This is a genomic window from Sphingobacterium sp. UBA865 (assembly GCF_002295765.1).
In the GTDB taxonomy this organism is placed as follows: Bacteria; Bacteroidota; Bacteroidia; order Sphingobacteriales; family Sphingobacteriaceae; genus Sphingobacterium; species Sphingobacterium multivorum.
Window position 1 is genome coordinate 53879 of record NZ_DBGB01000032.1, and the last position, 26757, is coordinate 80635.

Genomic DNA, 26757 nt, shown 5'->3' on the forward strand with positions numbered 1-26757 from the left:
TTAAATTCCTATTTACTCCAACCTGGATTTTGTGTCAGATTTCCGTTCAGCACAATCGCTGCAGACGGAATTGGGTAAAGGTATTGCTTGTTGTTGTCATCCCAAGTACGCTTCACAGCTTTAAACCATTCCAGGTGATTGTCCGAAGTCATTGTCTGGAAATTGGTACTTTTACCCCCTATAGCCACCTTGGCTACTCCTGCAGGAACAGTTATCGAAGGAGCTGATTTACTTCCATCATAGAACACGACATCTGGAGTTCCATTGTGGTCGATATCAATCAACTTATCTAAAGCAGGGATATAAATTCCCGTCCAGGGTAAATTGGCCATTAGCGGTCCAAGTTTCCATCGCTTCAAATCATTGAAACGGAAACCCTCCAGAGCTAATTCCACCTGTCTTTCACGACGTATTTCTAAAAGCACGGGGTTATTGACTTCGGGGAAGAATGTATTTTTCAAGTAGGTATCCACTTTGGTCGGCAGTGTATTCGTTCCACTTGTTATTCCAGCCCTTGAACGTAATGCTCCAATAGTTTTCGACCAATCCGCATCATTGAAAGTACCTAGTTCCTGTTTCGCTTCAGCATAATTTAATAATATTTCCGCATAACGCATTAAAGGAACTGCATTGGTATTGTAACCGCCATTGTCGTAATAGGGATCGTCTAAAGTATACTTGATCGGTTGATACCCCGTATAAGTAAAACTTGCAAAATTTGGGGGAGCAGGCTGTCCATTACGGGAATATCCTGGCGTCCGGATCAACTGCGCCAAGCGCAAGTCGCGATTTTGACACTCCTCATAGAATTCCTCAGTCTGAAAGTTCGGTCTATCCGTATAAGGAGTACCGTCAACATTCAAAAAACTATTGATAAAAGGCCTTACCAAACTTAAACGTGGACCATAGGTTGCAGATGTCCACCACCAGTTGGCATCATTCAACAGCGCAAGATCCTTACTGAAAGTTACGGCCAACATGACCTCTTTTGTCACTGGCGTATTACTGATAAACAACTGTCGCTGTGATGTTTTAGGGTCTGCAGAGATATTAAGCCCATAAGGACCCTTTTCCATTAAAATCTTGCCAGCATCTACTGCCATCTGAAAAAACACCTCCGGCTGCGTAGCAAGATTCAGTTTATGATATTTACGGAATGTACCCTCAAATAGTGCAATCCTCGTTTTTAGACCAAGTGCAGTCCATTTATTAACCGTACTGCCATCGCCTCCCGTATTGGTGATATTGGCGTAGGCAAAGTCCAGATCTTCCATGATATGCTTCATGACCACCTCGCGCGAATCGCGAGGTGCCTTGAGGATGTCTGTTTCATCCACTGCCAGCGGATGATCTACCCAAGGCACATCGCCAAATCGCACCACTTTTTCATAATAAAACCAAGCTCTAAAAAAGCGGGCCAGGCCGATATAATTATTTTTTATGGCATCAGTCAATTTGGGACTGTTGCACTTAGCGATCAATTGATTGATATTGCGGAGGGTCGTCCAGGACCAGCCCGAACTGATTTCCGCACTATAAGCACCGCCGACCATAAAATCATTGAGGCTGTTTACGGCCGAATAATCGGCCATTGCATCGCCCTTATAAGCGTCACTTCCCGAAGTGATATTCCGATAGAAGGAGTTACTATAATTTTTTAATCCACTTTCACTACCAAAGATATCTTCTTCGGTAGCCCCTGCCTTTGGCAGCTCATTCAGTTCGCAAGAACTGAACAAAAGCGCAACAACAGGTATATAAAACAATTTTTTCATGTTGATATAAAACTATAAGCCAATAGATAAGTTAAAACTGATGCTCTTCATGATCGGATAATTAAATCCGTCACCGGACCCTGTTCCGATTTCCGGATCCGATTTGCCCAGGTTGCCAACATCGAGATCCATCGTCTTTTTGTAAAGCGGTGACCAGGTCCATAAGTTTTCACCCGATAGGCCTGCACGAAGACTACTGATTTTTAATCGGTTTGTCACAGACTTAGGAAAGCTGTACCCGATCTGTATGTTTTTCATCCGAATATAGGCCACATTTTGTAGATATCTGGTTTGGGAGATTGTCTTAATAGACTCGTTATAACCGGCATAACGTGGGAAATAGCCATTTGGATTATCTTCTGTCCAGTAATTATTGAGGTGCCATTCCGGTAAGTTGTTGTAAGGTCGATTGTATTGCCCCCAAAAAATAGATTCATTGCTCGGGTACCAATTCTGCTTACCCACACCCTGGAAGAAAGACGAGAAATAAATACCTTGCCAATCCAGATTAAGGTTAAAACTATAGATATATCGTGGATCGGCATTACCGATTACAGTTCTGTCGCCATGGCTATAAATCGTATTATTTCCATAATCGATTACACCATCACCATTTAGATCCGAAAAACGTACGTCACCTGGATATATTGTACCATTGTTTGACGATTTGATCAATTTTTGTTTTGCAGCACCATCAATTTCCGCCTGATTCTGAAATAAACCCTGCGTTACATAGCCCCATATTTCACCGATTCGCTGACCTTCATAATAGGATCCATCTTTGATTAAACCCTCTTTATTTTCGTAACGGTCTATATTGGATCTATAATCAGCCAAAGTACCCCTTACGGACCAATTGAAAGGACTACCGTTCAGATCGAATCTATCCTTATAAGTCAAGCTCACTTCAAAACCTTTTGTGGTCATGTCAGCATAGTTTCCTTTCGGCGACTCCGCACCAAAGATGTCAGGCAAAGCTACACCTAAGGTATACATATTTAAGGTCTTGCGTTGATAGATATCGCCTGTAAAAGTCAGTTTTCCATTTAAAGACGATAGATCAAGACCTAAGTTTGCCGTGCGCGCTGTTTCCCAAGTTAAGTTATCCGGGATCACCTTAGGCACCGAAGTATATGCCGGCTTCTGTCCGTTCAATACCCGATCCATAATCTTGATTTCGTAAATATCCAAATAGGAATACGGATCGACATTACCATTACCCAATGACCCATAGGACGCTCTTAGCTTCAGATCGGAAAGGGCTCTTTTGTCCACCTGGAAGAATGGCTCTTCAGAAATACGCCAGCCCACGGATGCAGAAGGGAATAGTCCCCATCGTTGGTTTGTCGGAAATTTGGACGAACCATCGTAGCGGCCATTGAATTCAAAAAGGTAACGGTCCTTGAAAATATAATTGGCACGCATAAATACCCCGACATTACGGTACTTGTTATATCCCGCTGTCGCTGTGGTATTCTGCCCTACTGCCAGGTTGATATTTTCAACATCATCATTGAGTAGACCTGTTTTGGTAATATAGGTTGAATTATACGTACGCTGTTCATAATTGTATCCGAGCAAACCTTTAAAATAATGATCGCCTATTGTGCGTTCATATTCACTGTATAGATTTCCAAACAAGTAACGATAGCGTTGGTCTACCTGATAAATATTGTCGTTCATACTTGTTTCCAACCGCAACATTTTTCCCTCCTGTGTGCTATACGGAACAGGCACACGGACTCTTACCGAATTAAAATCGCGATTTCTAAAAGTCAGATCCCCTTTAATGCGGAACGTATTGTTGAAAAACTTAGTCTCGAAAGAAGTTGTATTGCGGAGATCCTGATTAGCCGTATTCGTACCATTTTTACCATAGATAAAATCCCCTACTGTATAGGCTGCAGAGAAGCTCATAGATCCATCAGGGTTAAAGATCGGCGAAGAAGGGTGTCCCTCATCGGCAATATTGCGCCAGATATTTCCACCTTCACCAGCAGTCGATGGGTCTCTGTATTTGGCATAATTAAAATCGATGTTATTGCTGATCCGCAACCAGTCTGTCACCTGAAGCCCGGCTTTTGCACGCGTATTATAGGTCTTATATTTATCGCTATTATAGCGGTACATACCATTGTAATCGTAAGCACGACCAGAAATATAGTAATCCATTTTTTCAGAATTACCGCTGATGGACAGGTTATGATCCTGGACAAACGTATTGTCCTTGATCAGCATACCATAATAATCCTCATTACCGTAGTATACATAATTACCCTTATCATCTACCGTGACCTGCTCCGTAATTCCCTGTTCTTTTCTTCTCTTAAATTCCTCCAGCCAATCTGTTGTAAAGATCTGTGTCTTGTTGAGCTTGCTCGGAATCGAGGAATAATTGTTCCAGGCATTATAGGCTGTAAAGAAATGCGAAGCATATTCATAGCCATCCGTCACAAATTTGGGTAAAGCGATCGGTTTCTGAAAAGAGCCACTTCCCGAATAGTTGATGGAAGTTTTTCCGGATTTGGCACGTTTGGTTGTGACCAAAACGACACCGAAGGTACCGCGGGAGCCGTAAATCGCAGATGAAGCAGCATCCTTGAGTGTCGTTACACTTTCAATATCATTGGGATTGATCGCCGAAAGATCACCCTCGACTCCATCGATAAGCACAAGTGCGCTCCCCCCCTGACCAATGGAAGTTGTCCCACGGATATTGAAACTTGGCGCCCGATTGGGCTTACCATCGGCCGGAGTTACATTTAAGTTGGGAATGACACCTTGGAGCATCTGGCTGGCATTGCCCAGTACGCGTCCTTCAAAAGCTTCTGATCCCACTTGGTCTACTGCACCGGTAAGATTCACTTTTTTCTGCGTACCATAACCGACCACCACAACTTCCTCCAGTTCGGTATCTTTGGATTCCATGATGATATCGATCTGCCCTCCCGTCACGCTGATGATCTTTTCACTGTAACCTATCCCTGTCAATTTGAGTCTTTGCCCTATATTGGCTTGAATCGTGAACTGACCCGCTACATTCGTCGAGGTTGTTTTTTGGCTGGTTAAATTGGTAATGGTAATTCCGGACAAGGTTGTTCCGTTTTTGTCTTTTACCACCCCTTTTACGGTAGACTGAGCTGCAACACCGTGCGTCTCTTTGGTCAATTTAGCATAATCACGCTCTACATTAGCCCAAGTTGGGTATGAGAGACCCAATGCCATACTGATTAGTAATGTTTTCTGCATCTTTAGTCTAGTTTAGAATTTTGCATCAAAGTTGACGCTTTGACTTGGTTTATAATTAACCGTAATGTTAACAAATATTTAATTAACATCAAAAACATCAACGACTAAACAGGTTTTGCAGGTAGATATTTAATAGAAATTTAACTTTTATATAACATAAATCATAAGAACAAGTATTGACACACTTAAAAGTTAATCTATTCAATTCAAAAACCTAAAGTCCCATTTTTCATAATCCAGAAATACGCTAATTGACCGCGAAGGGCAACAGATCATATTCAATTAAATCCATCAAGCGGGATCGCATTAACGGTACTCAGCCTATTTCCGCATTTTTCTTAGGGTCAAACCTACAAATTAATTCGTTTCGAGGTCTCTGTGTACGTATCGATAATAAATTTAAAAATCCTACCACCTGTCAGTTTTGCTAAGCAGCTGATTATACTTTCTAGCATAGCAATGCTCATCTGTTACTTTCCTTCCCGCCAAAGTGACCAATAGAAATAGCTCTAAGATAGGATAACAAAAAGATGCTGCCTTNNAAGGCAGCATCTTTTTGTTATCGCTTTTTGTTGTATGCGCTTATTTTCCGCTAATAAAATCCAAAATATCCTTATTAATGGTCTCCGCTTCTGTAGTAGGCATTCCATGTGGAAAACCGGGATAGGTAATTAAAGTACCATTTTGGACTAACTTAGCCGCTCTTCTACCCGTGATATCAATCGGTACGATCTGATCATCTTCACCATGCAATACTAAGACAGGAATCTCGACTTTTTTAAGTTCTTCTGTAAAATCAGTTTCAGAGAACGCTTTGATACAATCATAGTGTGCCTTAATACCGCCCATCATCCCTTGCCGCCACCAGTTGTCCATCACGCCTTGCTGTACATTCGCTCCATCGCGGTTATAGCCATAAAAAGCGAGGGTAAAATCTTGAAAATACTGTTGTCTGCGTGTTGCAGTATTCAATCTTATTTCGTCAAAAACCTCCATTGGTACACCATCGGGATTTGTAGCACTCTTAGCCATGGTCGGGGTAACCGCACTGATCAATACAGCTTTTGAAACCCGAGAAGTACCGTGATTGGTTATGTAGCGAACGACCTCGCCACCACCTGTTGAGTGACCAATATGGATGGCATCTTTTAAATCCAATGCTTCTACCAATTGTGCAATATCCGACGCATAGGTATCCATCTCATTTCCTGTCGCCGTCTGTGTCGAGCGACCATGACCCCGGCGATCGTGTGCGATCACACGGTACCCTTTTTCGAGGAAGTACATCAACTGCGCGTCCCAATCGTCGCTGGATAAAGGCCAACCATGATGAAATACGATCGGTTGTCCTGTTCCCCAGTCCTTGTAATAAATTTCTGTTCCGTCTTGAACTTTGAATGTTGCCATGATGAGTAGTTTAAGAATTTTATTGTTTACATGATATGTTAATTGGATTGCAATTCATAGTCCAACAAACATATACAACTGTATTTAAGCATACTAAAAAATTAAAAGTCAATTTAAAAACAACGATATTTCGTTATTTATACAACAGGTTCATTCGTTTTTACGATACGATCTATTATCCTGCAAGAGACTTCTCGTCGTGTGCTCACCTGTGTTTAAATAGTATTCATATATTCAGTTTTCACCTAATATTTGAACCAAATCTTCCGCTCCACCATCAAATTTCTGTCCATTAACAAAAAATGTCGGTGTCCCATTAACGCCGCTAAGCATACCACTTTCAAAATCGCCATCCACGCGATCCTGTAACGCCTCGTCCTGCGAATCAGATTTGAACTTCGACATGTCCAAATCCAGTTGCTCGGCGATATCCAGCAGCAATCTTTCACTCAGCAAGTTTTGGTGTTCAAAAATGGCATCATGCATCTCCCAAAATTTCCCTTGCAGTGCTGCAGCCTCCGCCGCCAATGCTGCGGGTTTTGCATAGGGGTGCATCTCCGAAAGCGGAAAATTGCGGAATACAAACCTGATCTGGCTTCCCAGTTCGGCCATCATTTCTTTTATAATTGGATGAGCTGCACCACAATGCGGACATTGGTAATCCCCATATTCAACAATGGTCAGATCGGCCTGGCCATTTCCCAATATATGGTCAGCATTGCTGACCTTCGGTTTCAATGACATAATTATTTTGATTTAAGATTCTCCAATGCTTCGATAATACCGTCTGCACCCGGATTGACCGCAGTCGGAGACAGATAACTCCAAGCGATAACGCCCTCCTTATCAATCACAAAAAGTGCGCGCTTGCACTCCCCTTCCTCTTCATCGTAAACACCATACTTCTTGGCGACCTCGCCTTTAGCTTCAAAATCGGCTAAAAGTGGAAAATGCAGCTTTCGGGATTGCGCAAAGGCCATATGGCACCATTTGCTGTCAACGGAAATACCCATAATTTCGGCATCATATTTTTTAAAATATTTGAGCATTTCATTATATAAGGCCATCTGATCGCTACATACCGGACTCCAATCTGCCGGATAAAATGCCAATATCACATTATGCCCCTTAAATTCTGATAATCTAATTTTTTGATCGGGTGTCGCGTACAAGGTAAAATCAGGAGCAACATCATTTTCTTTTAACATATCAACGTCTTTAAAGTTTATCGACCATCTCAAGGTGCACAACCTTAAAATAGATGTGCATCATCTTTAAATAAAGCACTTAAAAGCTAAAATTGTTTTAAGGAAAAAATAGCTATCCACGATTTGACTACAATATCCGTTGATCTGCCTACATCCAAACTCGATCGATTAGCCACCTTTGTAACATCAATTTATTTAAAAAAAGAAATACATGAAATCACAAAAAGTATGGTTTGTCACTGGCGCTTCCAAAGGGCTAGGTCTCAGTCTCGTTAAAGAATTGCTCGCCCAAGGTTATCTTGTGGTTGCCACATCACGAACAAAACAGGCCCTAGAAGATGAAATCGGCGATCAGGAAAATTTTCTACCGCTTGAAGTGGACATTACCGATGACAAAGACGTTGCCCGGGCAGTACTCTCGGCCATTGATTATTTCGGAAAGATTGATGTATTGGTCAACAATGCCGGATATGGTCAGACCGGCACCCTAGAGGAGCTCAGTGATCGGGAAGCACGCCGCAACTTCGAAGTGAATGTCTTTGGATCACTTAATGCCATCAGGCATATTGCCCCCCATATGCGACGCCAACAAGCGGGACATATTTTCAATATAGCATCTATCGGCGGACTCGCAGGAAATTATCCAGCCTTTGGTGTTTATTGCTCCACCAAATTTGCTGTCGCAGGCTTTACCGAAGCCCTCGCTGTCGAAATGGAACCTTTTGGTGTACACACGACCTTGGTGTATCCCGGTTACTTCAGAACTGATTTTTTATCCGAGGGATCCTTACACACCGCAGCCAATCCAATCGCTGCGTACGTCACTGCCCGAGAAAACGAAGCTACCCATCTGCATCAGATCCATGGCAATCAGGCAAACGATCCCCACAAAGCAGCAACCTTATTAATTGAGTTAAGTACGCTCGCACAGCCCCCAGTTCATTTTTTAATGGGCGAGGATGCGTATGAGCTGGCAAAAAATAAGATCAATATGCTTATGACGGAGATCGAAAAATGGAAAAGTTATACCGTGTCAACAGCTTTCGAGCAATCCGTATAACAGCTTAGTTCAGTATAAGGAGCTTCCTAGGATATTTCACAATAATCAAATTAGAAATTCATTAAATTTACAACATGGAGAATACATTTCGCTTTCATTCGCTTTCGGAATTCCACAGCTTTTGCGGACTACCTAAGCCCGAACATCCATTGATGAGCTTGGTTGATTATAGTCAAGTACATTACCCCATAAATGACAGCAAATTGAATTGGATACAACATTTTTATTCGATCGGTTTAAAGCGAAATGTAAATGCCCGGTTCAATTATGGACAGCAGCACTATGACTTCGACTCGGGCATACTCACTTTTATCTCGCCCCTACAATTTCTACAAGTGGAGATCAATCAGCAAGTGCAGGCACAACCCAGCGGCTGGATTTTGTTGATCCATCCCGATTTTCTCTGGAACAGCGAACTGGCAAAACATATTCACTCCTACGATTTTTTCCAATATCAGGTCAATGAAGCGCTTTTTCTTTCGGACAAAGAAGAAGCCATCATTGTCGATATTCTGCAGAATATAGAAAAAGAGTATCAGTCCAATATCGATAAATTTAGCCGCGAACTCATTATCAAACAGATCGAGCGCTTGCTGATTTACGCCGAACGATTTTACGAACGTCAATTTATCACCCGCAAACGATCGACCCAAGAGCTGGTCACCAAGTTTGAGCAGTTACTGTCAGCACAGTTTCAGCAACACATACTTGTGGAGCATGGCGTACCAACCGTCAGCTTCCTGGCGCAGCAGCTCAATTTATCACCAAACTACCTGGGCAGTTTGCTGCGTATCTACACCCAACAAAACACCCAACAGCATATTCAGCATAAAATGATCGAGTATGCCAAATTAAGGCTAAGCACGAGTTCCCTTTCCATCAGTGAAATCGCCTATGAACTGGGTTTCGAACATCCACAGTCGTTCAGTAAAGTGTTCAAAAAGAATACCCAACAAAGTCCCGTGGAATTTAGGCAACAATTTCAGTAGGTTATTTATCTTTACTCCGCGTAATATCCCGCTACCCCAATGCCAATCGTCCAAAAGAACTTTGACTTTTTAAGGTCCTCCAGCAGCATATCCGCATTGTCTTCGTATTCGCCATCGGCTTTGATTTCCTCAATCTCCTCCTGAACATCCTCTTCAGTCATCTGTCTCCAGACGCCCACAGAGCTATTTAAAAATGTATAGCAATATCCCGCTTCGGCATCATCAACCTCACCCTGATTTTTATCCGTTAAGAGATTGACCAGTTCAGCTGCTTCGACCTGAAATGGATTAACACCATAGATATTGATTTCAGTTTTTTCTGGATAGGGTCCATTGATGCTTTCTATAAATTCCAATGTTCCCTGATCATTAAAATCAAGTCTCAATTCGAGTTCATCATAATAATATTGGTCGTCCAGCGCATCTGAAGGAGCACCAAGCACACCTTGAACTTCAGCACGGCCCGCACCAAGATTAACTTGACCAATACCTTCAATTTGAATCCCAACAAGTGGGACTAGTTCGATCTTTTTCATGCGTATTCAGTAAATTATAAAAAGGATACCTGCATAAATAACACTTGAACATCTGCTATCGTTTTATCCAATGATGAACATAGCTACAGCGTTATGCTGACATAAATTTACACTAATTCCCATTAAATAATTATTAACATTTTTAACTTTTCATACGATCCATAGCGCACATGATAATTCGCATACTCAGGCAATTATGACTAACTTTATGAATGCATCAAAAATCCACCATTATGCAACAGACACTAGCCACATTAGACAGTTATATCCAAAATCTAAGACCTGAGCTGTATATCGATCTACAGTCCTCGTTATCGGCAGAAGAGTTTAGGGCCCTTGAACAGCAATATGATATGGAGATACCTCAGAATCTTAAAGCGCTCTATCGCTGGAAAAATGGGCAATGCAATACAAGTTGTGAAGCCTTTGTTAACAATTCGACTTTTATCCCGATGGAAGAAGAGCTGGATACAGCGTAGGAACTGACCAATATGATTGGTATGGACTTGGAAATCGAAAACTGGTGGAATGAGTATTTTTTTAGCCTAGATAACACCGGCGAATATCCCAAACGTTTTAAGGTGGGCTAACAGAAACTCATCGCCCTCATTTTTTTCTCTCGATGAATTTTTGAATTACACTCCTGTCGTTAAACATTACTTTTTTCACATAGTAACCTTTTCCACTAGAAGCCAGAGCTGCCGAATCTGCCGAAATGTAATTACAAAAAAAAGAAATCAGTTCAGGAGAAGCCTCATACACCAAATAATTCAGTCTTAAAGTTTTATTATCTGGATTCAAACATAATTGACATAAGGATTTTTCATGATCAAAAAACTCAATCTCTAGATTCGAGCAATAGTTATGTTTATGCCCTATATCATTCTTTTCAGGTTTGTACCGCTTTAACTTATCTAATTCATCGAGAAGAATGTCCCATTTCGCTAATGGAAAGGTATCATTCTTGGCCGCAAAAAAATCAACCGCATGATGTTTATAAGAATCACTCAAGTATCTTTCTTGACTATACTGTTCATCAACGAATTCTCGACTGAACAAAATCCGTAATTCCTTTTCCCGCTGTTTCTCTTTGGAACCACAGGATAAAAACAGAGGCAACATGCAATAAAGAGTAACAAAAATTAAATAAGTTCTTTGATTCATAATACTATTGGTCTTTACACTAAATCGAAGAAAACAATACATGCTGGTTTCAAATAACCGCATCAACAAGATGCCGACATTATGGAGATGCAAAATTTCATCCAGTTCCACACATTAATAAGTTAAAATCAAAAGATATACTGTTTTTATAAAAGGTAAAATAGGAATTTAAACGAATAGATAATAACTTTGGACAGATAACACACCGTCCATTATACGAATCAGACTTTGATGAAATCGAAGAAAACAAATCCTTGCGATCACTCCTGCCTTATGTGCCGTTATGTCTTACAAGATTGGCTCGGACAGATCGACCTTCATCGGAAGAATATCAAATTAAAAAAAGGTGAACAGTTTATCTCCGAAGGAGAATCCGTTCGGGGAATTTATTTCATCCAGTCGGGACTTGTCAAAGTTCACCGTAATCTGGGGGATAAAGAAACCATTGTACGATTTGCAAAAAAAGGAGATATCGTTGGCCATCGCGGAATCAGTACCGAACAAACTGTCTACCCTATTTCTGCAACAACCCTGGAAGTGTCACAACTCTGCTTCGTCGAAATGCCGTTCTTCCTGTCCACGCTACGCATAAATCCAGAGCTGAGTTACCGGTTGATGTTGTTTTTTGCCGACGAACTACATCTTTCTGAACAAAAGATGACCCGCCTGACACAGCTCGCTGTTAAAAATCGCCTTGCCTGGAGCCTATTGTTACTTCACCGTGTTTTCAGCGAGGGACATAAGGATGGATATATTGGATTATCCCTAAGCAAAAAAGACTTGGCTTCCTACGTAGGCGCTACGTACGAGACCGTATATCGTACGCTGAGCGAACTTATCGAATTAGGAGCCATCATAATGGACAAAAAAGATATTTTTATTAAAAACCTCCAGCTTTTACAGGATCTATCAGAAGAAAACAATGGGGAGTTAAACTAGCTAGAAAAGCCAACGACTCCCCAAATCATATATTCCCTTAAAAATACATCACCTTAAAATTTAAAGCCCATACCGACTCCCAATCTCCATTTACCATCAGCAGCACTCGTTTTTGCGGTATAGAATGCTGGCAGCTGAATGGCAATATGTCGGAATACAGCCGTTAAACCAAATCCCAGAGAGGGCGTGATCCAGGAGTTCTTTGGCTTCCCCGATTCAACCTTATCTTCTTTCAGTTTTAAGCTAGGTAATAGACCAAGCAACAGGCAGCTTTTGGGTGCGAATATGTATTTCACAGCTGGCCCGGTACAATTGAAGTAAACACCCCGATCGACGTAGCCCGCTACCGCAATGCCTTCAAACAAACTGCCTTTTATTATTTTTTCCTGACTATAAATTCTATCGCCAGCAATCAGCAACAAGATTAGCGTCAATAGTTTTTTCATTTGATCCATAAAAATTCAATTTTGTGAAGTTGATACCTTTTCTTTTTGATGATAAGTATAATAGATAGCCATCCCCGTAAATAGCAGACCGCCAACAATGTTTCCAGCGGTTACGATCAGCTGATTACAAAGCCACCAGTCGGAGATCGTCACTTTTGCACCAAACATCATCCCGGCAGGGATCACAAACATGTTAACAACAGCGTGCTCATAACCTAATGCAAAGAATATAAAGATCGGAATACCCGCAGCTAGAATTTTACCAAGGGTAGACTTTGAAGTCATAGACATCACCACGCCCATACAGACCATCCAATTACACAGAATAGCTTTGACAAAAGCCGAAAACAAACCCGCCGCACCATGACTGCTGTATCCAAGGGTTTTCTTTTCACTGATCAGAATCAGACTATGTTCGATATTTCCGAGCTGGCTCGACTGCCCGGTCTCTGTGCTAGCCGCCCAGAACAAAATCGCAAAGAGCACACTGCCCAACAAGTTGCCCAGAAAAACCCAGAAAAGATTATTGGCCATCGCCTTAAAATTGATCTTACCTTCAAACCAGGCTAAAGGCACCAGCGAAAAGCTTCCCGTCACCAGCTCCAGACCAAGGATAACGATAATGACAAAACCCACCGGAAAAACAAATGCACCGACTAAGCTCAGTCCCGTCTGGGAAGTCGCCAATAGTGCGAGTGTGACAGAAATTGCCAATAAGGCTCCTGACAATGCTCCCCGTATCAATAGATCTTTGATTGGAAGCGTAGATTTGTAGATTGCGGTATTCATCATTGCACCAGCAACCTCTTTTGGGCTAATATAATCCATGGTATTTTTGTTTTAAAAGGTTTTAGATTCAGTTATTTATTAGCTTAGCTAAGCAGTCATTCCAATAAAAACACTTCCGTTTTCAACCTTCACCGGGTAAGTTTTAATCGCACATTCATCACCCGAAAGACATTCACCTGTGTCTAGGGCAAAGGTTTTTTTATGGAAAGGACAAGCGACTTTCGGCGTCTCACCCAAAGAGCCCAACATCCCGCGGCTTAAAATCATCTGCCGTTTGTGCGGACATTCATTCTGCGTGGCATACCACTCATTGCGGCGGGCAAAATAAAACAAGGCCACCTGTTCGTTATTCAATTTAAGACAGACTCCGCCGTTTTCAATGGCATCTTCAATCCGGCAAGCCTTCAGCCACTGCATGTCAATTTGCATATTCATATGATTTCAATTAAAAGGTTTAGTGATTCTATATTTAATAAGTATTGATGTTCCAATCTGCAGCTTTCTTCTGTCCGCGAAAGCTTTCGAAGCGAACAGTTTCATCCTTCTCCTCTGGTGCATTTACAAAATGAACAAAGCGTTTACGAATTTCCGGATCCTCCACAGCGACTTTCCATTCACAGCGATAACTATCAACAAGCAGCTGCATATCCTGTTCCCAGGAATCACCCATCCCCAGACTATCCTGTACCACAACATTTCTTAGATAATCTATTCCGCCCTCCATTTTATTGAGCCAGGTAGCAGTCCGCGTTAACGGATCCGCGGTGCGGATATAAAACATCAAAAAACGATCGATATAACGGATACAGGTTTCACTATCGATATCCGAGGCTAATAATAAGGCATGCTGCGGCTTACTTCCACCGTTGCCGCAAACATAAAGGTTCCAACCTTTTTCGGTTGCAATAATTCCAAAATCCTTACTCTGCGCTTCAGCACACTCGCGAATACAACCACTAACGGCCGACTTGATCTTATGCGGAGCACGTAGTCCACGATAGCGTTCCTCTATCCGTATCGCAAAAGAAACACTATCGTGCAACCCAAACCGACACCAGGTACTGCCTACACAGCTTTTAACAGTCCGTAATGCCTTACCATAAGCATGTCCACTTTCAAAACCCGCAGCAATAAGTTCTTCCCAAATCAATGGCAGATCATTGAGATGTGCACCAAATAAGTCAATGCGCTGTCCACCCGTAATTTTTGTATATAACCTGTATTTCTTGGCCACCTCCCCAATAACGATCAGTTTATCCGGGGTAATTTCACCGCCTGGAATACGCGGGACCACCGAATATGTCCCACCCTTTTGTATATTAGCCAGATAACGGTCGTTGCTATCCTGAGCCACATCATTACCCTTGCCAAGAATCATCTCGTTCCAAAGACTGGCAAGCAAGGAAGACACCAAAGGTTTACAGACTTCGCATCCATGGCCATGGCCCAGCACATCCAATACATGATCATAACTTTTGAGCTCGTGGATCTTGATCAGATCATAAAGCTCCTGACGGCTCAAATCGAAATGTTCGCAGATGGTACTCCGGATATATTTCCCTTGCTGTTTCATGGTGTAATTAACAAGGTCCTTAATCATCGGCACACAGCCGCCGCATCCTGATCCGGCTTTGGTACATTTCTTTACGGCGTCCGCATTTTCACAATTTTTAGTTGCTACAGCATCACAAATCTGTGCTTTAGAAACTCCTTCACAACTGCAGATTAGCGCCGCATCAGGAAGAGCCTCTAGACCAGAAGAAGCCGACCTACTTTCACGCTGCTGGTCGAAAAGGAGAAGTTCTGGATGTTCTGCTAATGGGAGGTTATTGTTAACCATCTGAAGCAACATGTTGTAACTTGTCGCTTCCCCGACAAGTATTCCGCCCAATAGCCGCGTTCCATCTGTACTGACGTTTAGTCGTTTATAAATACCCTTATTACGATCCTCCAATAAGATCGTTCGAGCATAAGGTTCACTGATAAAAGGATCTCCAAAACTTGCCACATCAACTCCCATCAGTTTCAGTTTAGTGCTCATATCAAACCCTATAAAAGATTTTTCTTCTCCTATGATTTGAGCTGCCGCAATTTCAGCCATCTCATACCCAGGCGCCACCAGACCATAAATCATATCATTCACCAAGGCGCATTCACCGATGGCATAAACTGAAGGGTCTGAGGTCTGCATCTGTGCATTCACCAAAATTCCACCCCGTTCACCGACAGCTAGGCCCGACTTCTTGGCGAGTTCGTCACGGGGACGTATACCAGCCGATATCACCAGCAGATCTGTCGCCATGGAGGTGCCGTCGTTAAAGGCGACTCCTGTGAGGCGATCATCACCTAGCAGTTGACTTGTGGATTTTTGCAATAAGCAACGCAAGCCCAATTCCGCGAGCTTATGCTGCAAAAGCACACTGGCACTATCGTCGATCTGGCGTGGCATCAGGCGGGGAGCAAATTCAATCACAGCAGTTTCTTTTAGGCCAAGATCTAGGAGAGCTTTAGCCGCTTCAAGACCCAAAAGTCCGCCCCCCATGACCGTACCAGTTTTGACCTTTGCCGCATAAGCCTTAATCAACTCCAAGTCTTCGATTGTACGGTAGAGAAACACCCCTTCTTTCTCAATCCCAGGAATAGGAGGAACAAAAGGGGCAGAACCTGTCGCAAAAACCAAATAGTCATAATTTAATGTAATCCCTTTTAGAGACTTCACTTCCTTTTTCAAGAGATTTATAGCAATAACAGGATCATCTAAATGGATTTTTACATTATTCTCTATATACCACTCATTTTTTAGCAAAAAAAGTTCATTAATGGACGAAACTTTGAAGTAATCTGTCAAATGAACACGATCATAAGCTCGAATTGACTCCTCTGCGAATACAGTTATACCTAGGTTATTAGATTTTTGCTTTAATTTTTCACAAATCTTATTACCAACCATACCATTTCCGATAATAACAACATTTTTTCTATCCATAATCATAATTTTTATTGAAAAAAATCAATTTACACTTTCAATAACACTAATTTATGGAATAAAAAATCAAAAAATCAAAATAAATATGATTTTTATAATATTTTTTCAAAAATAAAACATAAAAATTAACACAAAACATGATTTTAGTCATATTTTTTTAATACTTTTATATAAAATAAAAACAAAAAAAAAGGATATAATGAAAGAAATAAAGAAAAAAACCTTATTTATTGTAGGTTCTGGACCGGGAGACCCCGAATTACTTACCATAAAAGCTTATAAAGCGATAGAAAATGCTGAAGTGATCCTATATGACAACCTAATTAATCAAGAAATCCTTCAAATAGCAGACAAAAACTGCTTAAAACACTATGTTGGCAAGCATCCTTATGGAAAATACGTTCCTCAGGAAGAAATAAATGAACTTATCCTACATTACTGCAGCAAATTCGACAGGGTGCTACGACTTAAAGGTGGTGATCCCTATCTTTTTGGCCGGGGTTTTGAAGAATGGCTTACCGTGCAAAACAGATCCATTGACATCACCTATATTCCGGGTATCAGCAGCATGCAAGGCGCAGGCCTTCATAATATTCCATTAACACATCGCGGTGTAAGTGAAGGCGTATGGGTATTGACAGGCATGAAGAAAGATGGAACCCTTTCATCCGATCTGCAACTAGCGGTTCAGAGCAGATCTACAGTAGTTATCTATATGGGCATGCGTAAGCTCGACGAAATTGCACGTACTTATGTGTTACACGGTAAAGGAGAAACAACAGCCGCGATTATACAGCACGCAAGCTTACCTCAACAAAGACAAGTGCATTGCAAAGTCAAAGATCTCGTAAAAATAAGCAAAGAGTATAACATGGGACATCCAGCCATCATTATCATAGGCGACGTCGTGAATCTACAACATACATTGACACTGGCTACCGAAAAAAGGCACATCATCTAACGCTATCTGCCCGTCATTCTGCCGGACACAACAATACCACTTCGCAGCAGCACGTAAACAGAAGAGCTTGCCGCAGGGATGATTATTCGCTGAATTCGACCACAATACAAGGCCAAAATAGTCAGGCCGTCTATACAATCTGCAGATCCATATTTCTAAAGGGATTCAGTTCGGAATCATTGGAGTCCAGGTCGGTGATCAATGCCGTGAGCGAATCTATTGGACATACCCTAAACAGTTCCCCTTGATAAAGCTTATTCTGGCTGGCTAAGGCTATTGTTTTCTTTGCACATTGCACCATCATCTTTTTTGTTTCGCCATCTGCAGCTGACGTTGCCGATACACCGAGCTCAGGATCTACAGCACAAGTTCCCATAATAAAGATATCGGCGTTATATTTAGCAACTTCCATACAGGTTGTGATGCCTGAAGTTACAGCCAGATCGGGTTCAAAATTACCACCCAAAAAAATAAGTTCTACATTTTTGAACTTCTCGAGCAGCGGCACGATGGAAAAATTATTTGTAACCATCCGGATCCGGATATCCAATGGCATCGCATTCACTACGGCCCATGTCGTAGTGCCACCATCCACAAAAAGGGTCATGCCATCTTTCAGAAACGGCTGTACTTTTAATGCAATAATATCTTTTTCTTTGGTCAGAAACGATTGCCTATCCTGGAAAGTCAACGGATCTTTTTCGCGAAGCATAGCCCCACCCCTGGTCTTGGAAAGCAAGCCGTTCCGATAGAGAAGATCTATGTCGCGACGGATGGTATCTTCCGATACCGCCAACAATACCGCCAGTTCTTCAAATTTCACCTTCCTCCGACTCGCCAATTCGCGGAGTATTACCTCAAAACGCTCTTCTTTTAACATGCTATTACTTCCTGATTTTATAGATAAGGGCTACCACTAGAAAAAGTAAAGCTATTGTTTCGAAAGCAATGATCAAAGAAAAATGCTGTGCAATAGCACCCAAAAGCGCCGGTCCTGCCAGCTGACCTGCATAGCCCATGGTTGAAATAACCGGAATGGCTACTGTCGGTGAAAGTCCTTCAATCCGGCCACCCTCGCTAAAAAATACAGGGACAATATTGGCGGCTCCCAGTCCCAACAGGACAAATCCAACAAGTGTAACAAAAAGCCAGGGACTAAATACCAGGATCAAAATACCTAATGACGCCAATAGGCTCCCACCGATCACCACCACTTTACTATTCAGCTTGCTTACTAATCGATCTCCCTGCAATCTCATCACCGCCATCGCTACGGAGAAGGCCGCATATCCAATTCCCGTAAATTCCGGAGATACGCCTTTGTGATCCCGCAAGAATATGGCGCTCCAATCCAACATCGCTCCCTCCGACAGAAAGGCGATGAAACACATCAGTCCAAGTACCAGCACACTCCACCTGAGCCATTGAAATCTTTTTTTGGAAACCCGAGTCTCATCAATGTGGGAAAACTCGACAATGATTTCCTTTTCCTTATGGTAACCCAGCAGCTTTCGATATTGTAAGATCAATAGCAGTATTAAAAAGATAGCGATAGTAACTGCCGCATAAATCGGAATTAGCCCCATCTTTATCAGAAAACCCAAGCCGATCGATCCAAATAGGCCACCTACGCTGAACAGCCCATGTAAAGATGACATGATCGGTTTACCCATGGCATTCTGAACCTGCACACCATGTGCGTTCATAGCCACATCTATACTACCTATACTGCAGCCAAATATAAAAAGAACACAGGCCATCAAATAGCTATTTGTTACCATCAACAGAACAGGGAGCACAACGGCAGCAATTATACCTGAGATCAAAATCACTTGTCTACTCCCAAGTTTCCCGATAAAAAAACCAGAGAGAGGCATCGTTAATAGTGCACCACCACCCAAACACAGCAGTAAAAGCCCCAGTTCTCCATCGTTAAGACCAAGACGGTCCTTGGCGAAAGGTACCATCGGTGCCCAGCTTGATAGCGCGAGGCCACATACCAAAAACATAACCTGTGTCGCTGTTTTTGCCTTAATTATCGATTCGTTAATGATCGGTTTGTTCAACATTCTGATAAATTTTACATTGCAATATTACGCAAATTTGCATAATATTGCAATGTAATTAAATAAAAAGATTTGCCATGCGAATAGAACACCTCGCCCTGTGGGTCGATGACCTCGAGAAAATACGTGCTTTTTACGCCAAATACTTTGGTACTGTTAGCGGAGAAAAATACCATAACCCGAAGAAAGGGTTTTCATCCTACTTTCTTAAATTCCGCGAGTCAGACGCACGTTTAGAGATTATGAACCGTATTGATATCACTGCAGCAGCAGCTGACAGAAGCCTGAGCAAAGGTTATACCCATCTAGCCCTAAGCGTCGGTGGAAAAGATGCTGTCGATAAGTTGACCGAGCAATTACGGTCGGATGGATATATTATCGAAAGCGAACCCCGTACGACGGGCGATGGGTATTATGAAAGTGTCATACTTGATCCAGAGGGAAATCCAATAGAAATTGTAGCTTAAACGAAAAAAAATAAAGCATCTCGATGGTGCTCGAGTTGCTTTACCTTAATCCGTATGAAAAGAAAGTCCAAAAGGCCTATTTAAGGGATTCAATTACGATTTTTTATAACAGGGTCGATCCAGTAGTAGTCGTGGTCGGTATGGGAAAAGAACTCCATGGGGGTGACGTGACAATCAATGGTGTCGCTGAGCCCATCGTCGGTATAACTGACTACCTCTTCGGAGGGAAGCACCATACCGCTCATAATGGAACCATAGTCCAGGCAATGAAGATCCGACATCAGTACATTGACATGATTCGATACGACCCATTGTTCCATTTCTTCCTTACTGACACGTTTTACACGATCGGCCAAAAAGCGAGCTTCCTCCAGCTCTTTTTCAACGCTGTCCGGAAAAAATAGTAGTAAAAATGCCTCATACTTTTCAACGTCTTTATTTCGAATTGCTTCATTCCGTAGAAACAGCTTCTCGCCCATCTGTCCATACTGGTCCGCATATTTTTTCAGTTCCATCTGCGCAAGTTCCTGATCCGACCATTTTTGCAGCTCGGATAAGGCATACACCTCCGTACCTTGTCCGTCACAGCGGTTGAGGTATTCCCAGATATCGCCCTGCACGACTTTAGGTTTCTTCTGCTCCAGCACATTGTAGCCTTGGGCTATCCATGCGTCTATTTGTTCCCTTCTCATGTTCTGCTATTCTTTTAAAAAGAAACAACAGCGCAACTGCAATGGTTTGCTTTTTTCTATTTGAGATTCCGGGCTTTCAACTCCGCATCGACAGCCTTTTCATTTTTACCAAAATATTTATAGGCTAGGACCGCCAGAATCAGGGGAAAAATTGTCGGCCAGGTTATGCCTGCGACGAATACACTGTAGGCGGCTATCCCTAAACAAAAGCCAATGATCGATGCATTGATGATTTTCGTGGGTTTGGCTTTCTTCTTAAGAACCAACAACTCTTCATTACTGAGTTCATTTAATTTCTTTTCTTCCATCATGTCTATACTTTTATAGGTTAGTTATTTTGTATGTTGATGCGAATATAATTATTTAAATGGGCAATAAAAAAACAGAAAAGGTTGGAAATTAGCAAAAATAATAGCGCAAAAAAATAAAAAAGGTCGGATGAAAATGGAACACCCGACCTTTTTAACTAAGTTACTCCTTACATGGATACCTATAGGACAACAGCCGCAGGCAGATGGTTTGTTTTTTTTCCAATTTGTATCAGCTTCTGATCGACCAGTTTTCACCCAATCAGCTCTTGCTTGTACTTTGCAATGCCCAGGCCACCAATAGGGGTTGAAAAAATAAACGGGCGAGCCGCTTTCCATCCGTATCCAATCCAAAGCCATCCCGATGGTCTGTATATTGGGCAATATTTCCGGGAAACACGGCTGCAAAAAATGCTGCTGCAATTTTTCCAACGTTCGATCGCTGTTTGGCAGGTGCTAAAATCAATGTAGCACCAAGAGCAATTTCCGCAAAACCCGAATATACAACCGTATCATCTTTGGAGATCGGAACCCAGTCTGGCACCTGAGCCTGAAATTCCTTACGGGCAAAGGTCAGATGTCCAATACCGGCAACAACCAAAAAAGCACCTAATCCAACCCGTGCAATCTTCTGCATATGTGATTTATCCATAGCTTTTTATTCAAAGTACATCATTCGACGTAAAATTGTTTGACCTATTGCAACGCATCAATGTCATAGCCTATGATCAGAAAGAACAGCAACATATTACAAGTTTACTCAACGAGGCTGTCGTTATGCCCAAGCGTGTTGATTTGATGTGCTATCCTACCGATGATTTTTGGGTGCGGAAAGGAATGGGGATCGAAGGAATAACAAAAAGCGGCCGATCTCCTCAGAGCAAGGCCGCTTTTTCAGATAGACAAATGGTACGTCACTGCATCCTGACTCTTTCCTGTAGTGCAGATCGGTATCACTAACGGAACAACTGCCGGCACTCAAACGTTTTCGAAGAAATATAAGAACAGCTGCCTTTCTCAAATCCAAAACCTGAGCATGTTTCCCTATATTTATACCCATGCTCCTAGAGCTACTGTTATGTCAATTTCTTAATACTCGATTAAACGGGTTGAAAAACTTACAAACAGGCAGTTTGAGATCAGGAGCCGGAGCTCGCAAAAAGTAGTCTCAACATCAAAAGTTTAGCGCTTCTCGGGAGTTCCTCAAAGGTGAAATGGACACAAGGAAGAGATACGCTACAGCTGTCTTTACCCACTGTCAAGAACCCAAAAATCCCGAATTACGTGTATAAGATCGAATCGAATTAGACCAACGCCTATTTCACAAATCGTCTTACTCCCTTTAACAAAAAGCTCCTTGATCATTGATTGATCAGTGAGCTTTTACAATCAACACACTATTCTTACCATGATGCTATCCGTCGGACGGTATTGTAAAAAACTATTGCTTCAGCTGCAACGAATCGTAAGCCAAAGCGATCGGATATAAATCCACAGAAAAGACTAGTCTTAAAATGTACATCTTTGCTTTAACGACAAAAGACAAAGTACACACATGAAAAAATATATTATCGTATTCAGTCTATCCTTACTTACGTTAAGCATCTCGGCGCAGAAGAAAAAGAAAAAACAGGGCCCGCCACCCGTGGTGAACTTCCTTATTCACGACAATAGGCACCATACCGATATCTTTAGAAAACTGAATAATTTCTTTCTTGATATTTTCATCCGTTTTAGGATGTGCCATGATTTCAGCTGTATTGCGCAACCATATTTGATTGGCAAAATGTAGATTCAAAAACTGTTGTGGCCTACCCGTACTATCTGCAAATTGACTCGGCAATAAGGTAGAAGAATTACTTGCAAAAATCGTTTTGTCAGCAGCCAATTGCGCTGCCTGTTTGTAAAAATCCTTTTTTATTTGGATTTCTTCTGGAATAGCTTCAATAAGCAAATCGGCATCTTTAAGCGCTTCCTCCAGATTACTCGTATAGCTCAAATGCTCCTTTGCCGCTGCTATTTGCGCATCGGTAGCTTGAATATCGATACGATAATTTTTTGCTAAATCATCAAATTTTGATTTTGCTCTATTTACAATCTCCGCATTGATGTCATAAACGGTAACATCAAAACCGTGAAAAGCAGTCTGAAAAGCGATTTGATAACCCAAAACACCACTACCCGCTACGGTGATTTTTTTATTGAATTCATTTGTACGACAATTAAAGTTTATAAAAATTAGGGTCAAAGGCTTCTTGCAAATTCGTTGGCTCTCTTCTTTTTTTATGATTAAGATCGTGCCTTGCCGTGGAAGAAGTGACGTATGCCGATTGCCTTGCTCTTTGCAAATTGCCTATAGGCGCATTTTCTTCCAACGTGCGGAATGGTGTAAAAGATAAATTTTCCATCACATCAAAATTGCCATCTACAGGAACCTGTTGTTTCGGAATTCTAATTTTTGCAACCGTTTGAAAAGGCGATAATTCCTGCGACCATTCTTCGGTCAGATCATTAATCGGCATCTTTTTTAGGTCTTTGCACAACTGAATTTGCAATTCAAAAGTCAAATCGTTTTTCGCAATTTCTTTGATAATCCCCTTGCGGTAAGGCCAATCGGCACTATCTATATCAATATCTTTTTCGGTAATAAGATTTTGAGTTTCGACAGTAGGTGCAATTCGAATTTTCGCCATATAATCGCCATGACGAACAGCACCCATACTGTAAAATTCATACAAAAAACTGTTTATAGAAGGGATTTTTTCAAATGTTTTTAAAGCGCCCAATTCCTTTAATGCTTCAAAATTTGGGAAAGCTTTTTTGTTTTCAGTCACCCATAAAGTGGCAAATTCCAACTTACCCAAAGCACCTCTTTCAAAGAAATCGTTTAGCTGTAAAAATAACTTCGAAATAAACACATAATGTGCTGCCGTGTTGCAGAAAAACACTGGATTATTAATCAAATTATAATCAACATTAGGTGAATCTTCCTCACCCGGAGCTAATTTTTTACCTTTAATACCAAAAATTTTCAACGCAAAACCCTGTGCATTTCCGCTTAATTTATCGGGCAACACACGAGATGATCCGTTCGAAAACCGCACGACAGCTTCGTATTTTCCAGCTTGCTTATAAATGCCTTGAGCCAGTTCTTCGGGTAGATTGGTTAAAATTTCAACCTCTGCTTTTAGTGCGGCATAGCCATTGGCATGCGCATCACGCGTATGGTGTGCTATTTTACTAATCTCAGGCGTATTTCTGATATAATCTTGAATATCTTTATTAATCTTAGCTATATATTTGTCAAAATTCGCAGGAATTTCTTCTAAATCATAGCTGTATTTTACATTTTCGCTCATGCTTACATTTTTAGCTGTTACAATTCACTGATCCATTTTAGAGCGGAAATACTCGGAATAAAACAATATTCACCACCTTTTACTAAGTTGAACGTTTGCAAACCACGGTATCTTTTCACCAATGGATCGGCAGGCATCGTAAACAATCCCTCTTTATCCTGAACGCCAATCATTGGGTCTTTTTCGGTTCCCAAATTCTGAGAATTCCCATCATTTGCCCATTGTTTTTGCAAAAATTCAAGCGTTCCCATCGCATCAGCACTGATACCCATGAAATATTGACCCCGCTCTTTGCCATCATCCTTGGTAACTTCTGGTGGAACAATGTCCCCAAAAGTCACACTACGTCGAATAATGCGGTGCAGACGCTCATCTTCCAACACAAATGATTTGGAATCTCTAGGATTCATTCTTCGGATATGCGAACTGAAAGGACATTTTTTACCATCTTCATCCCCTTTGAAAGAGAAATGATTGTTCTTGTTCATATCCTCACCAAGCTCTTTATCGTCTTTATCCGCCGACAAAACCAGCGGAGCACCACTTCGCCAACGTCCCACCATTTTCGCAGCCAAAAGTTCGCCCTCTTCGGCAGAATTGGTATTTTCTTGAATGTATTTATTGAAATCGGCAACTTGACTTTGGTATTTTCTAAAAATCATAAACGAGCTGTTCTTGCCCAAAACATCGGGTTGCGGATACGGTTTCGTAATGTCGCCTTCGCCAGGGTAGCCCAACACAAATTCGCCAGCTTTCAAGGGTCTATCAAAACCTGGAGGAACATCAATACCGCTGCCTTCAATTTCGGGATTGCTGATGCCATCGCGGAATCCAAAGACATTTTTCACTTCTTCGGTCGCCCCAAAATCGTGACTAATTAAAACCTGAACGCCAGAACTATCGTGTAATTTGGATTTAAACTCTTCAAATTTTGCCTTCCAATCGGTTTTGTTATTGGCAATAATAGCTGCCGCAATATGGATGTTGGCATTTTTGAAATCCCTCTCCCAATTTTTAGGATCATTAACCCCGATATCATTTAAAAAATCAGCCCTTTTAGCCATTCCTTCCTTGAAAGATTCAGGAAAAGAATCCAAAGAATCTTTGGGAAGGCCAATTTTCTCCAATCCTTTATAGGTGAAGGTAATAGAAACCGAAGAGCCGTCATTTTGATCCCAATTTTCTGCTGAATTCACCAAAGGAATTAGGTTTTTCAACGTCTGTTTTGCGTTAGTCGCATCTTTAATCTCCAAAAGAGCCACTGTACCGTAATAAGGAATTGGTCTGCTTCGGAGTACCAAAGCCTGAATTTCTTCTAATGCTATATTGACTTTATCCCTATTGAAAATTCTTTTTAAGAAATCTATTGCCATAATGAATCTATTTAGTAGGGTTATTTTTCAATTTTGTTCGCGTCGTCAATAGCTTTATTTAGACCAGTGATGATTTTGTCGTTTCTGCGAATATCATTCACCGTTAAGTGCGGAACCCCCACATACCAACCTGTAGCCGTGATTTGTTTGCTTAAAATAAAATCTTTAATCGTAGGATCTTTGATACCCGGCCAGCCTTCGATATTCCCAAAAATAATGTCCATCAACTGTGGAATTTTTGTAGCGAAGTCGTTGATATAAGCATCCCAATCGCCGTCATAAGCGGTACAGAAAAGAATTTTTTTATCATCATCGAACAATACAATTCTCAAATCGTGAAGCGTACCTACTTTGGTTGCTCCTTTCAGGTTTCCGTTGGCAATTTCCATGATTTTACGCAGGTTGTCTGCACCTCCTGGTTTCAAATCTGCCATAGCGGTAAGCTCTGAAACACGACCCGAACGCAATCCTTTTCTACCTGCCGAAGTGGTAGAATGATCGTAACCATCTTCAATTCCTTCGGATAAATTTGCTTTAATAAGCTCTGCTGTAAGTTTTAAATTATCAAATAGTGACATAATATGAGTGTTTTTAATTTATAAATTCATTCTTGCTGATTGATTTGAAATGACACGAATAGATTTCTCATTTCAGCTTAGGATGCTTTTAAATTCTATACATTAACAATAAGAAAACACATATATAATGTAGTTGATCTTGTTTTTGTACATATCTAATTTCATATATTATAGACCTTAGTAGCATTAAAACAACGTAGTTAAGAAATTGTTTTTTGTGATTAAAATATATCTACATATGTGACTTAATACAAAGCGCTTTGTCCTTTTATTTTGTAGTCATGTAGTCACGTGTTTTTTAAAACTTTTCAATTACAATGAAAAATCGGAGAAAATACTCAACAAACAGAATTCACCTCATTAGCTCCTCTTATTGCATACTCAAGGTTTAGTTGACTATCATGC

27 protein-coding genes are annotated in these 26757 nt (G+C 41.3%); 7 read left to right on the forward strand and 20 right to left on the reverse strand.

The genetic code is table 11. The features are described from left to right. Positions 1-8: 8 nt before the first annotated feature. The 5 genes from B2O97_RS18190 to B2O97_RS18210 form a co-directional block, all read right to left on the reverse strand. Positions 9-1775, reverse strand: coding sequence for a RagB/SusD family nutrient uptake outer membrane protein (locus tag B2O97_RS18190; RefSeq protein WP_201639552.1), 1767 nt, complete (start codon positions 1773-1775; stop codon positions 9-11). A gap of 12 nt (positions 1776-1787) precedes the next feature. Further along, positions 1788-5024, reverse strand: a complete 3237-nt coding sequence (locus B2O97_RS18195; RefSeq protein ID WP_286767832.1) for a SusC/RagA family TonB-linked outer membrane protein — start codon at positions 5022-5024, stop codon at positions 1788-1790. A 582-nt stretch (positions 5025-5606) separates the two neighbouring features. Next, complete coding sequence (locus B2O97_RS18200; protein WP_112373435.1) at positions 5607-6431, reverse strand: alpha/beta fold hydrolase; 825 nt, start codon at positions 6429-6431, stop codon at positions 5607-5609. A 234-nt stretch (positions 6432-6665) separates the two neighbouring features. After that, a complete protein-coding gene (locus B2O97_RS18205; protein ID WP_286767833.1) occupies positions 6666-7175 on the reverse strand; it encodes a DsbA family protein in 510 nt (169 codons plus the stop codon). Between the two features lie 2 nt (positions 7176-7177). Then, positions 7178-7639, reverse strand: coding sequence for a redoxin domain-containing protein (locus tag B2O97_RS18210; RefSeq protein ID WP_286752985.1), 462 nt, complete (start codon positions 7637-7639; stop codon positions 7178-7180). Between the two features lie 211 nt (positions 7640-7850). Here B2O97_RS18210 and B2O97_RS18215 point away from each other — a divergent pair, with 211 nt between their 5' ends. Both B2O97_RS18215 and B2O97_RS18220 read left to right on the forward strand, forming a co-directional pair. Beyond that, positions 7851-8699, forward strand: a complete 849-nt coding sequence (locus B2O97_RS18215) for an SDR family NAD(P)-dependent oxidoreductase (protein ID WP_112373441.1) — start codon at positions 7851-7853, stop codon at positions 8697-8699. 74 nt (positions 8700-8773) lie between these two features. Further along, positions 8774-9688 (forward strand): helix-turn-helix domain-containing protein, encoded by a 915-nt coding sequence (locus B2O97_RS18220; protein ID WP_112373442.1) that lies wholly within the window; start codon positions 8774-8776, stop codon positions 9686-9688. A gap of 11 nt (positions 9689-9699) precedes the next feature. Here B2O97_RS18220 and B2O97_RS18225 read toward each other — a convergent pair whose 3' ends face one another. Beyond that, the gene (locus tag B2O97_RS18225; RefSeq protein ID WP_201639556.1) at positions 9700-10224 is read right to left on the reverse strand and encodes a hypothetical protein; all 525 of its coding nucleotides are present in this window, start codon (positions 10222-10224) and stop codon (positions 9700-9702) included. A gap of 233 nt (positions 10225-10457) precedes the next feature. On the opposite strand from B2O97_RS18225, the gene B2O97_RS18230 reads away from it, so the two are divergent. Beyond that, a complete protein-coding gene (locus tag B2O97_RS18230; protein ID WP_286767834.1) occupies positions 10458-10703 on the forward strand; it encodes a hypothetical protein in 246 nt (81 codons plus the stop codon). Between the two features lie 127 nt (positions 10704-10830). Here the strand turns inward: B2O97_RS18230 and B2O97_RS18235 are convergent, their stop codons facing one another. Continuing rightward, positions 10831-11388: a hypothetical protein gene (locus B2O97_RS18235; RefSeq protein WP_146752970.1), complete on the reverse strand. Its 558-nt coding sequence runs from the start codon at positions 11386-11388 to the stop codon at positions 10831-10833. Between the two features lie 231 nt (positions 11389-11619). Between B2O97_RS18235 and B2O97_RS18240 the strand changes: the two genes are divergently transcribed. Next, positions 11620-12327: a Crp/Fnr family transcriptional regulator gene (locus B2O97_RS18240; protein ID WP_115047516.1), complete on the forward strand. Its 708-nt coding sequence runs from the start codon at positions 11620-11622 to the stop codon at positions 12325-12327. Positions 12328-12380: 53 nt separating this feature from the next. On the opposite strand, the gene B2O97_RS18245 is transcribed toward B2O97_RS18240, so the two are convergent. From B2O97_RS18245 to nirB, 4 genes are read right to left on the reverse strand one after another with little or no spacing between them, the layout of a single operon-like run. Beyond that, positions 12381-12782: a hypothetical protein gene (locus B2O97_RS18245; RefSeq protein WP_236560135.1), complete on the reverse strand. Its 402-nt coding sequence runs from the start codon at positions 12780-12782 to the stop codon at positions 12381-12383. Between the two features lie 6 nt (positions 12783-12788). Beyond that, a complete protein-coding gene (locus B2O97_RS18250) occupies positions 12789-13601 on the reverse strand; it encodes a formate/nitrite transporter family protein (RefSeq protein ID WP_112373447.1) in 813 nt (270 codons plus the stop codon). 48 nt (positions 13602-13649) lie between these two features. Beyond that, positions 13650-13979 (reverse strand): nitrite reductase small subunit NirD, encoded by a 330-nt coding sequence (gene nirD / locus B2O97_RS18255; RefSeq protein ID WP_286767835.1) that lies wholly within the window; start codon positions 13977-13979, stop codon positions 13650-13652. Positions 13980-14031: 52 nt separating this feature from the next. Further along, positions 14032-16548 (reverse strand): nitrite reductase large subunit NirB, encoded by a 2517-nt coding sequence (nirB, locus tag B2O97_RS18260; RefSeq protein WP_286767836.1) that lies wholly within the window; start codon positions 16546-16548, stop codon positions 14032-14034. A 199-nt stretch (positions 16549-16747) separates the two neighbouring features. Here nirB and cobA point away from each other — a divergent pair, with 199 nt between their 5' ends. Continuing rightward, the gene (gene cobA / locus B2O97_RS18265; protein ID WP_286767837.1) at positions 16748-17509 is read left to right on the forward strand and encodes a uroporphyrinogen-III C-methyltransferase; all 762 of its coding nucleotides are present in this window, start codon (positions 16748-16750) and stop codon (positions 17507-17509) included. Between the two features lie 130 nt (positions 17510-17639). Here the strand turns inward: cobA and B2O97_RS18270 are convergent, their stop codons facing one another. Next, entirely contained in the window at positions 17640-18389 is a 750-nt protein-coding gene (locus B2O97_RS18270) for a DeoR/GlpR family DNA-binding transcription regulator (protein WP_115047512.1), read from the reverse strand. Positions 18390-18393: 4 nt separating this feature from the next. Continuing rightward, positions 18394-19578 (reverse strand): MFS transporter, encoded by a 1185-nt coding sequence (locus B2O97_RS18275; protein WP_286767838.1) that lies wholly within the window; start codon positions 19576-19578, stop codon positions 18394-18396. Positions 19579-19652: 74 nt separating this feature from the next. On the opposite strand from B2O97_RS18275, the gene B2O97_RS18280 reads away from it, so the two are divergent. Further along, positions 19653-20042, forward strand: coding sequence for a VOC family protein (locus B2O97_RS18280; protein WP_046674292.1), 390 nt, complete (start codon positions 19653-19655; stop codon positions 20040-20042). A gap of 89 nt (positions 20043-20131) precedes the next feature. On the opposite strand, the gene B2O97_RS18285 is transcribed toward B2O97_RS18280, so the two are convergent. The 3 genes from B2O97_RS18285 to B2O97_RS18295 form a co-directional block, all read right to left on the reverse strand. Continuing rightward, the gene (locus B2O97_RS18285; protein WP_112373453.1) at positions 20132-20734 is read right to left on the reverse strand and encodes a hypothetical protein; all 603 of its coding nucleotides are present in this window, start codon (positions 20732-20734) and stop codon (positions 20132-20134) included. A 56-nt stretch (positions 20735-20790) separates the two neighbouring features. After that, complete coding sequence (locus tag B2O97_RS18290; protein ID WP_112373454.1) at positions 20791-21045, reverse strand: FUSC family protein; 255 nt, start codon at positions 21043-21045, stop codon at positions 20791-20793. A gap of 259 nt (positions 21046-21304) precedes the next feature. After that, complete coding sequence (locus B2O97_RS18295) at positions 21305-21694, reverse strand: DoxX family protein (RefSeq protein ID WP_112373455.1); 390 nt, start codon at positions 21692-21694, stop codon at positions 21305-21307. A gap of 35 nt (positions 21695-21729) precedes the next feature. On the opposite strand from B2O97_RS18295, the gene B2O97_RS18300 reads away from it, so the two are divergent. Continuing rightward, positions 21730-22002: a hypothetical protein gene (locus B2O97_RS18300; RefSeq protein ID WP_286767839.1), complete on the forward strand. Its 273-nt coding sequence runs from the start codon at positions 21730-21732 to the stop codon at positions 22000-22002. Positions 22003-22639: 637 nt separating this feature from the next. Here B2O97_RS18300 and B2O97_RS18305 read toward each other — a convergent pair. From B2O97_RS18305 to B2O97_RS18320, 4 genes are read right to left on the reverse strand one after another with little or no spacing between them, the layout of a single operon-like run. Next, complete coding sequence (locus B2O97_RS18305; protein WP_201303490.1) at positions 22640-23290, reverse strand: 3-hydroxyacyl-CoA dehydrogenase NAD-binding domain-containing protein; 651 nt, start codon at positions 23288-23290, stop codon at positions 22640-22642. Further along, on the reverse strand, positions 23265-24401 hold the full coding sequence (locus B2O97_RS18310; protein WP_112373457.1) for a catalase family protein: 1137 nt from the start codon (positions 24399-24401) through the stop codon (positions 23265-23267). The genes B2O97_RS18305 and B2O97_RS18310 overlap by 26 nt, the downstream gene beginning before the upstream one ends. 17 nt (positions 24402-24418) lie before the next feature. Further along, the gene (locus B2O97_RS18315; protein ID WP_286767840.1) at positions 24419-25774 is read right to left on the reverse strand and encodes a Dyp-type peroxidase; all 1356 of its coding nucleotides are present in this window, start codon (positions 25772-25774) and stop codon (positions 24419-24421) included. Positions 25775-25794: 20 nt separating this feature from the next. Beyond that, positions 25795-26352 carry a hypothetical protein gene (locus B2O97_RS18320; RefSeq protein WP_070567536.1) on the reverse strand — a complete coding sequence of 186 codons (558 nt, stop codon included), beginning with the start codon at positions 26350-26352 and terminating at the stop codon, positions 25795-25797. Positions 26353-26757 lie beyond the last annotated feature (405 nt).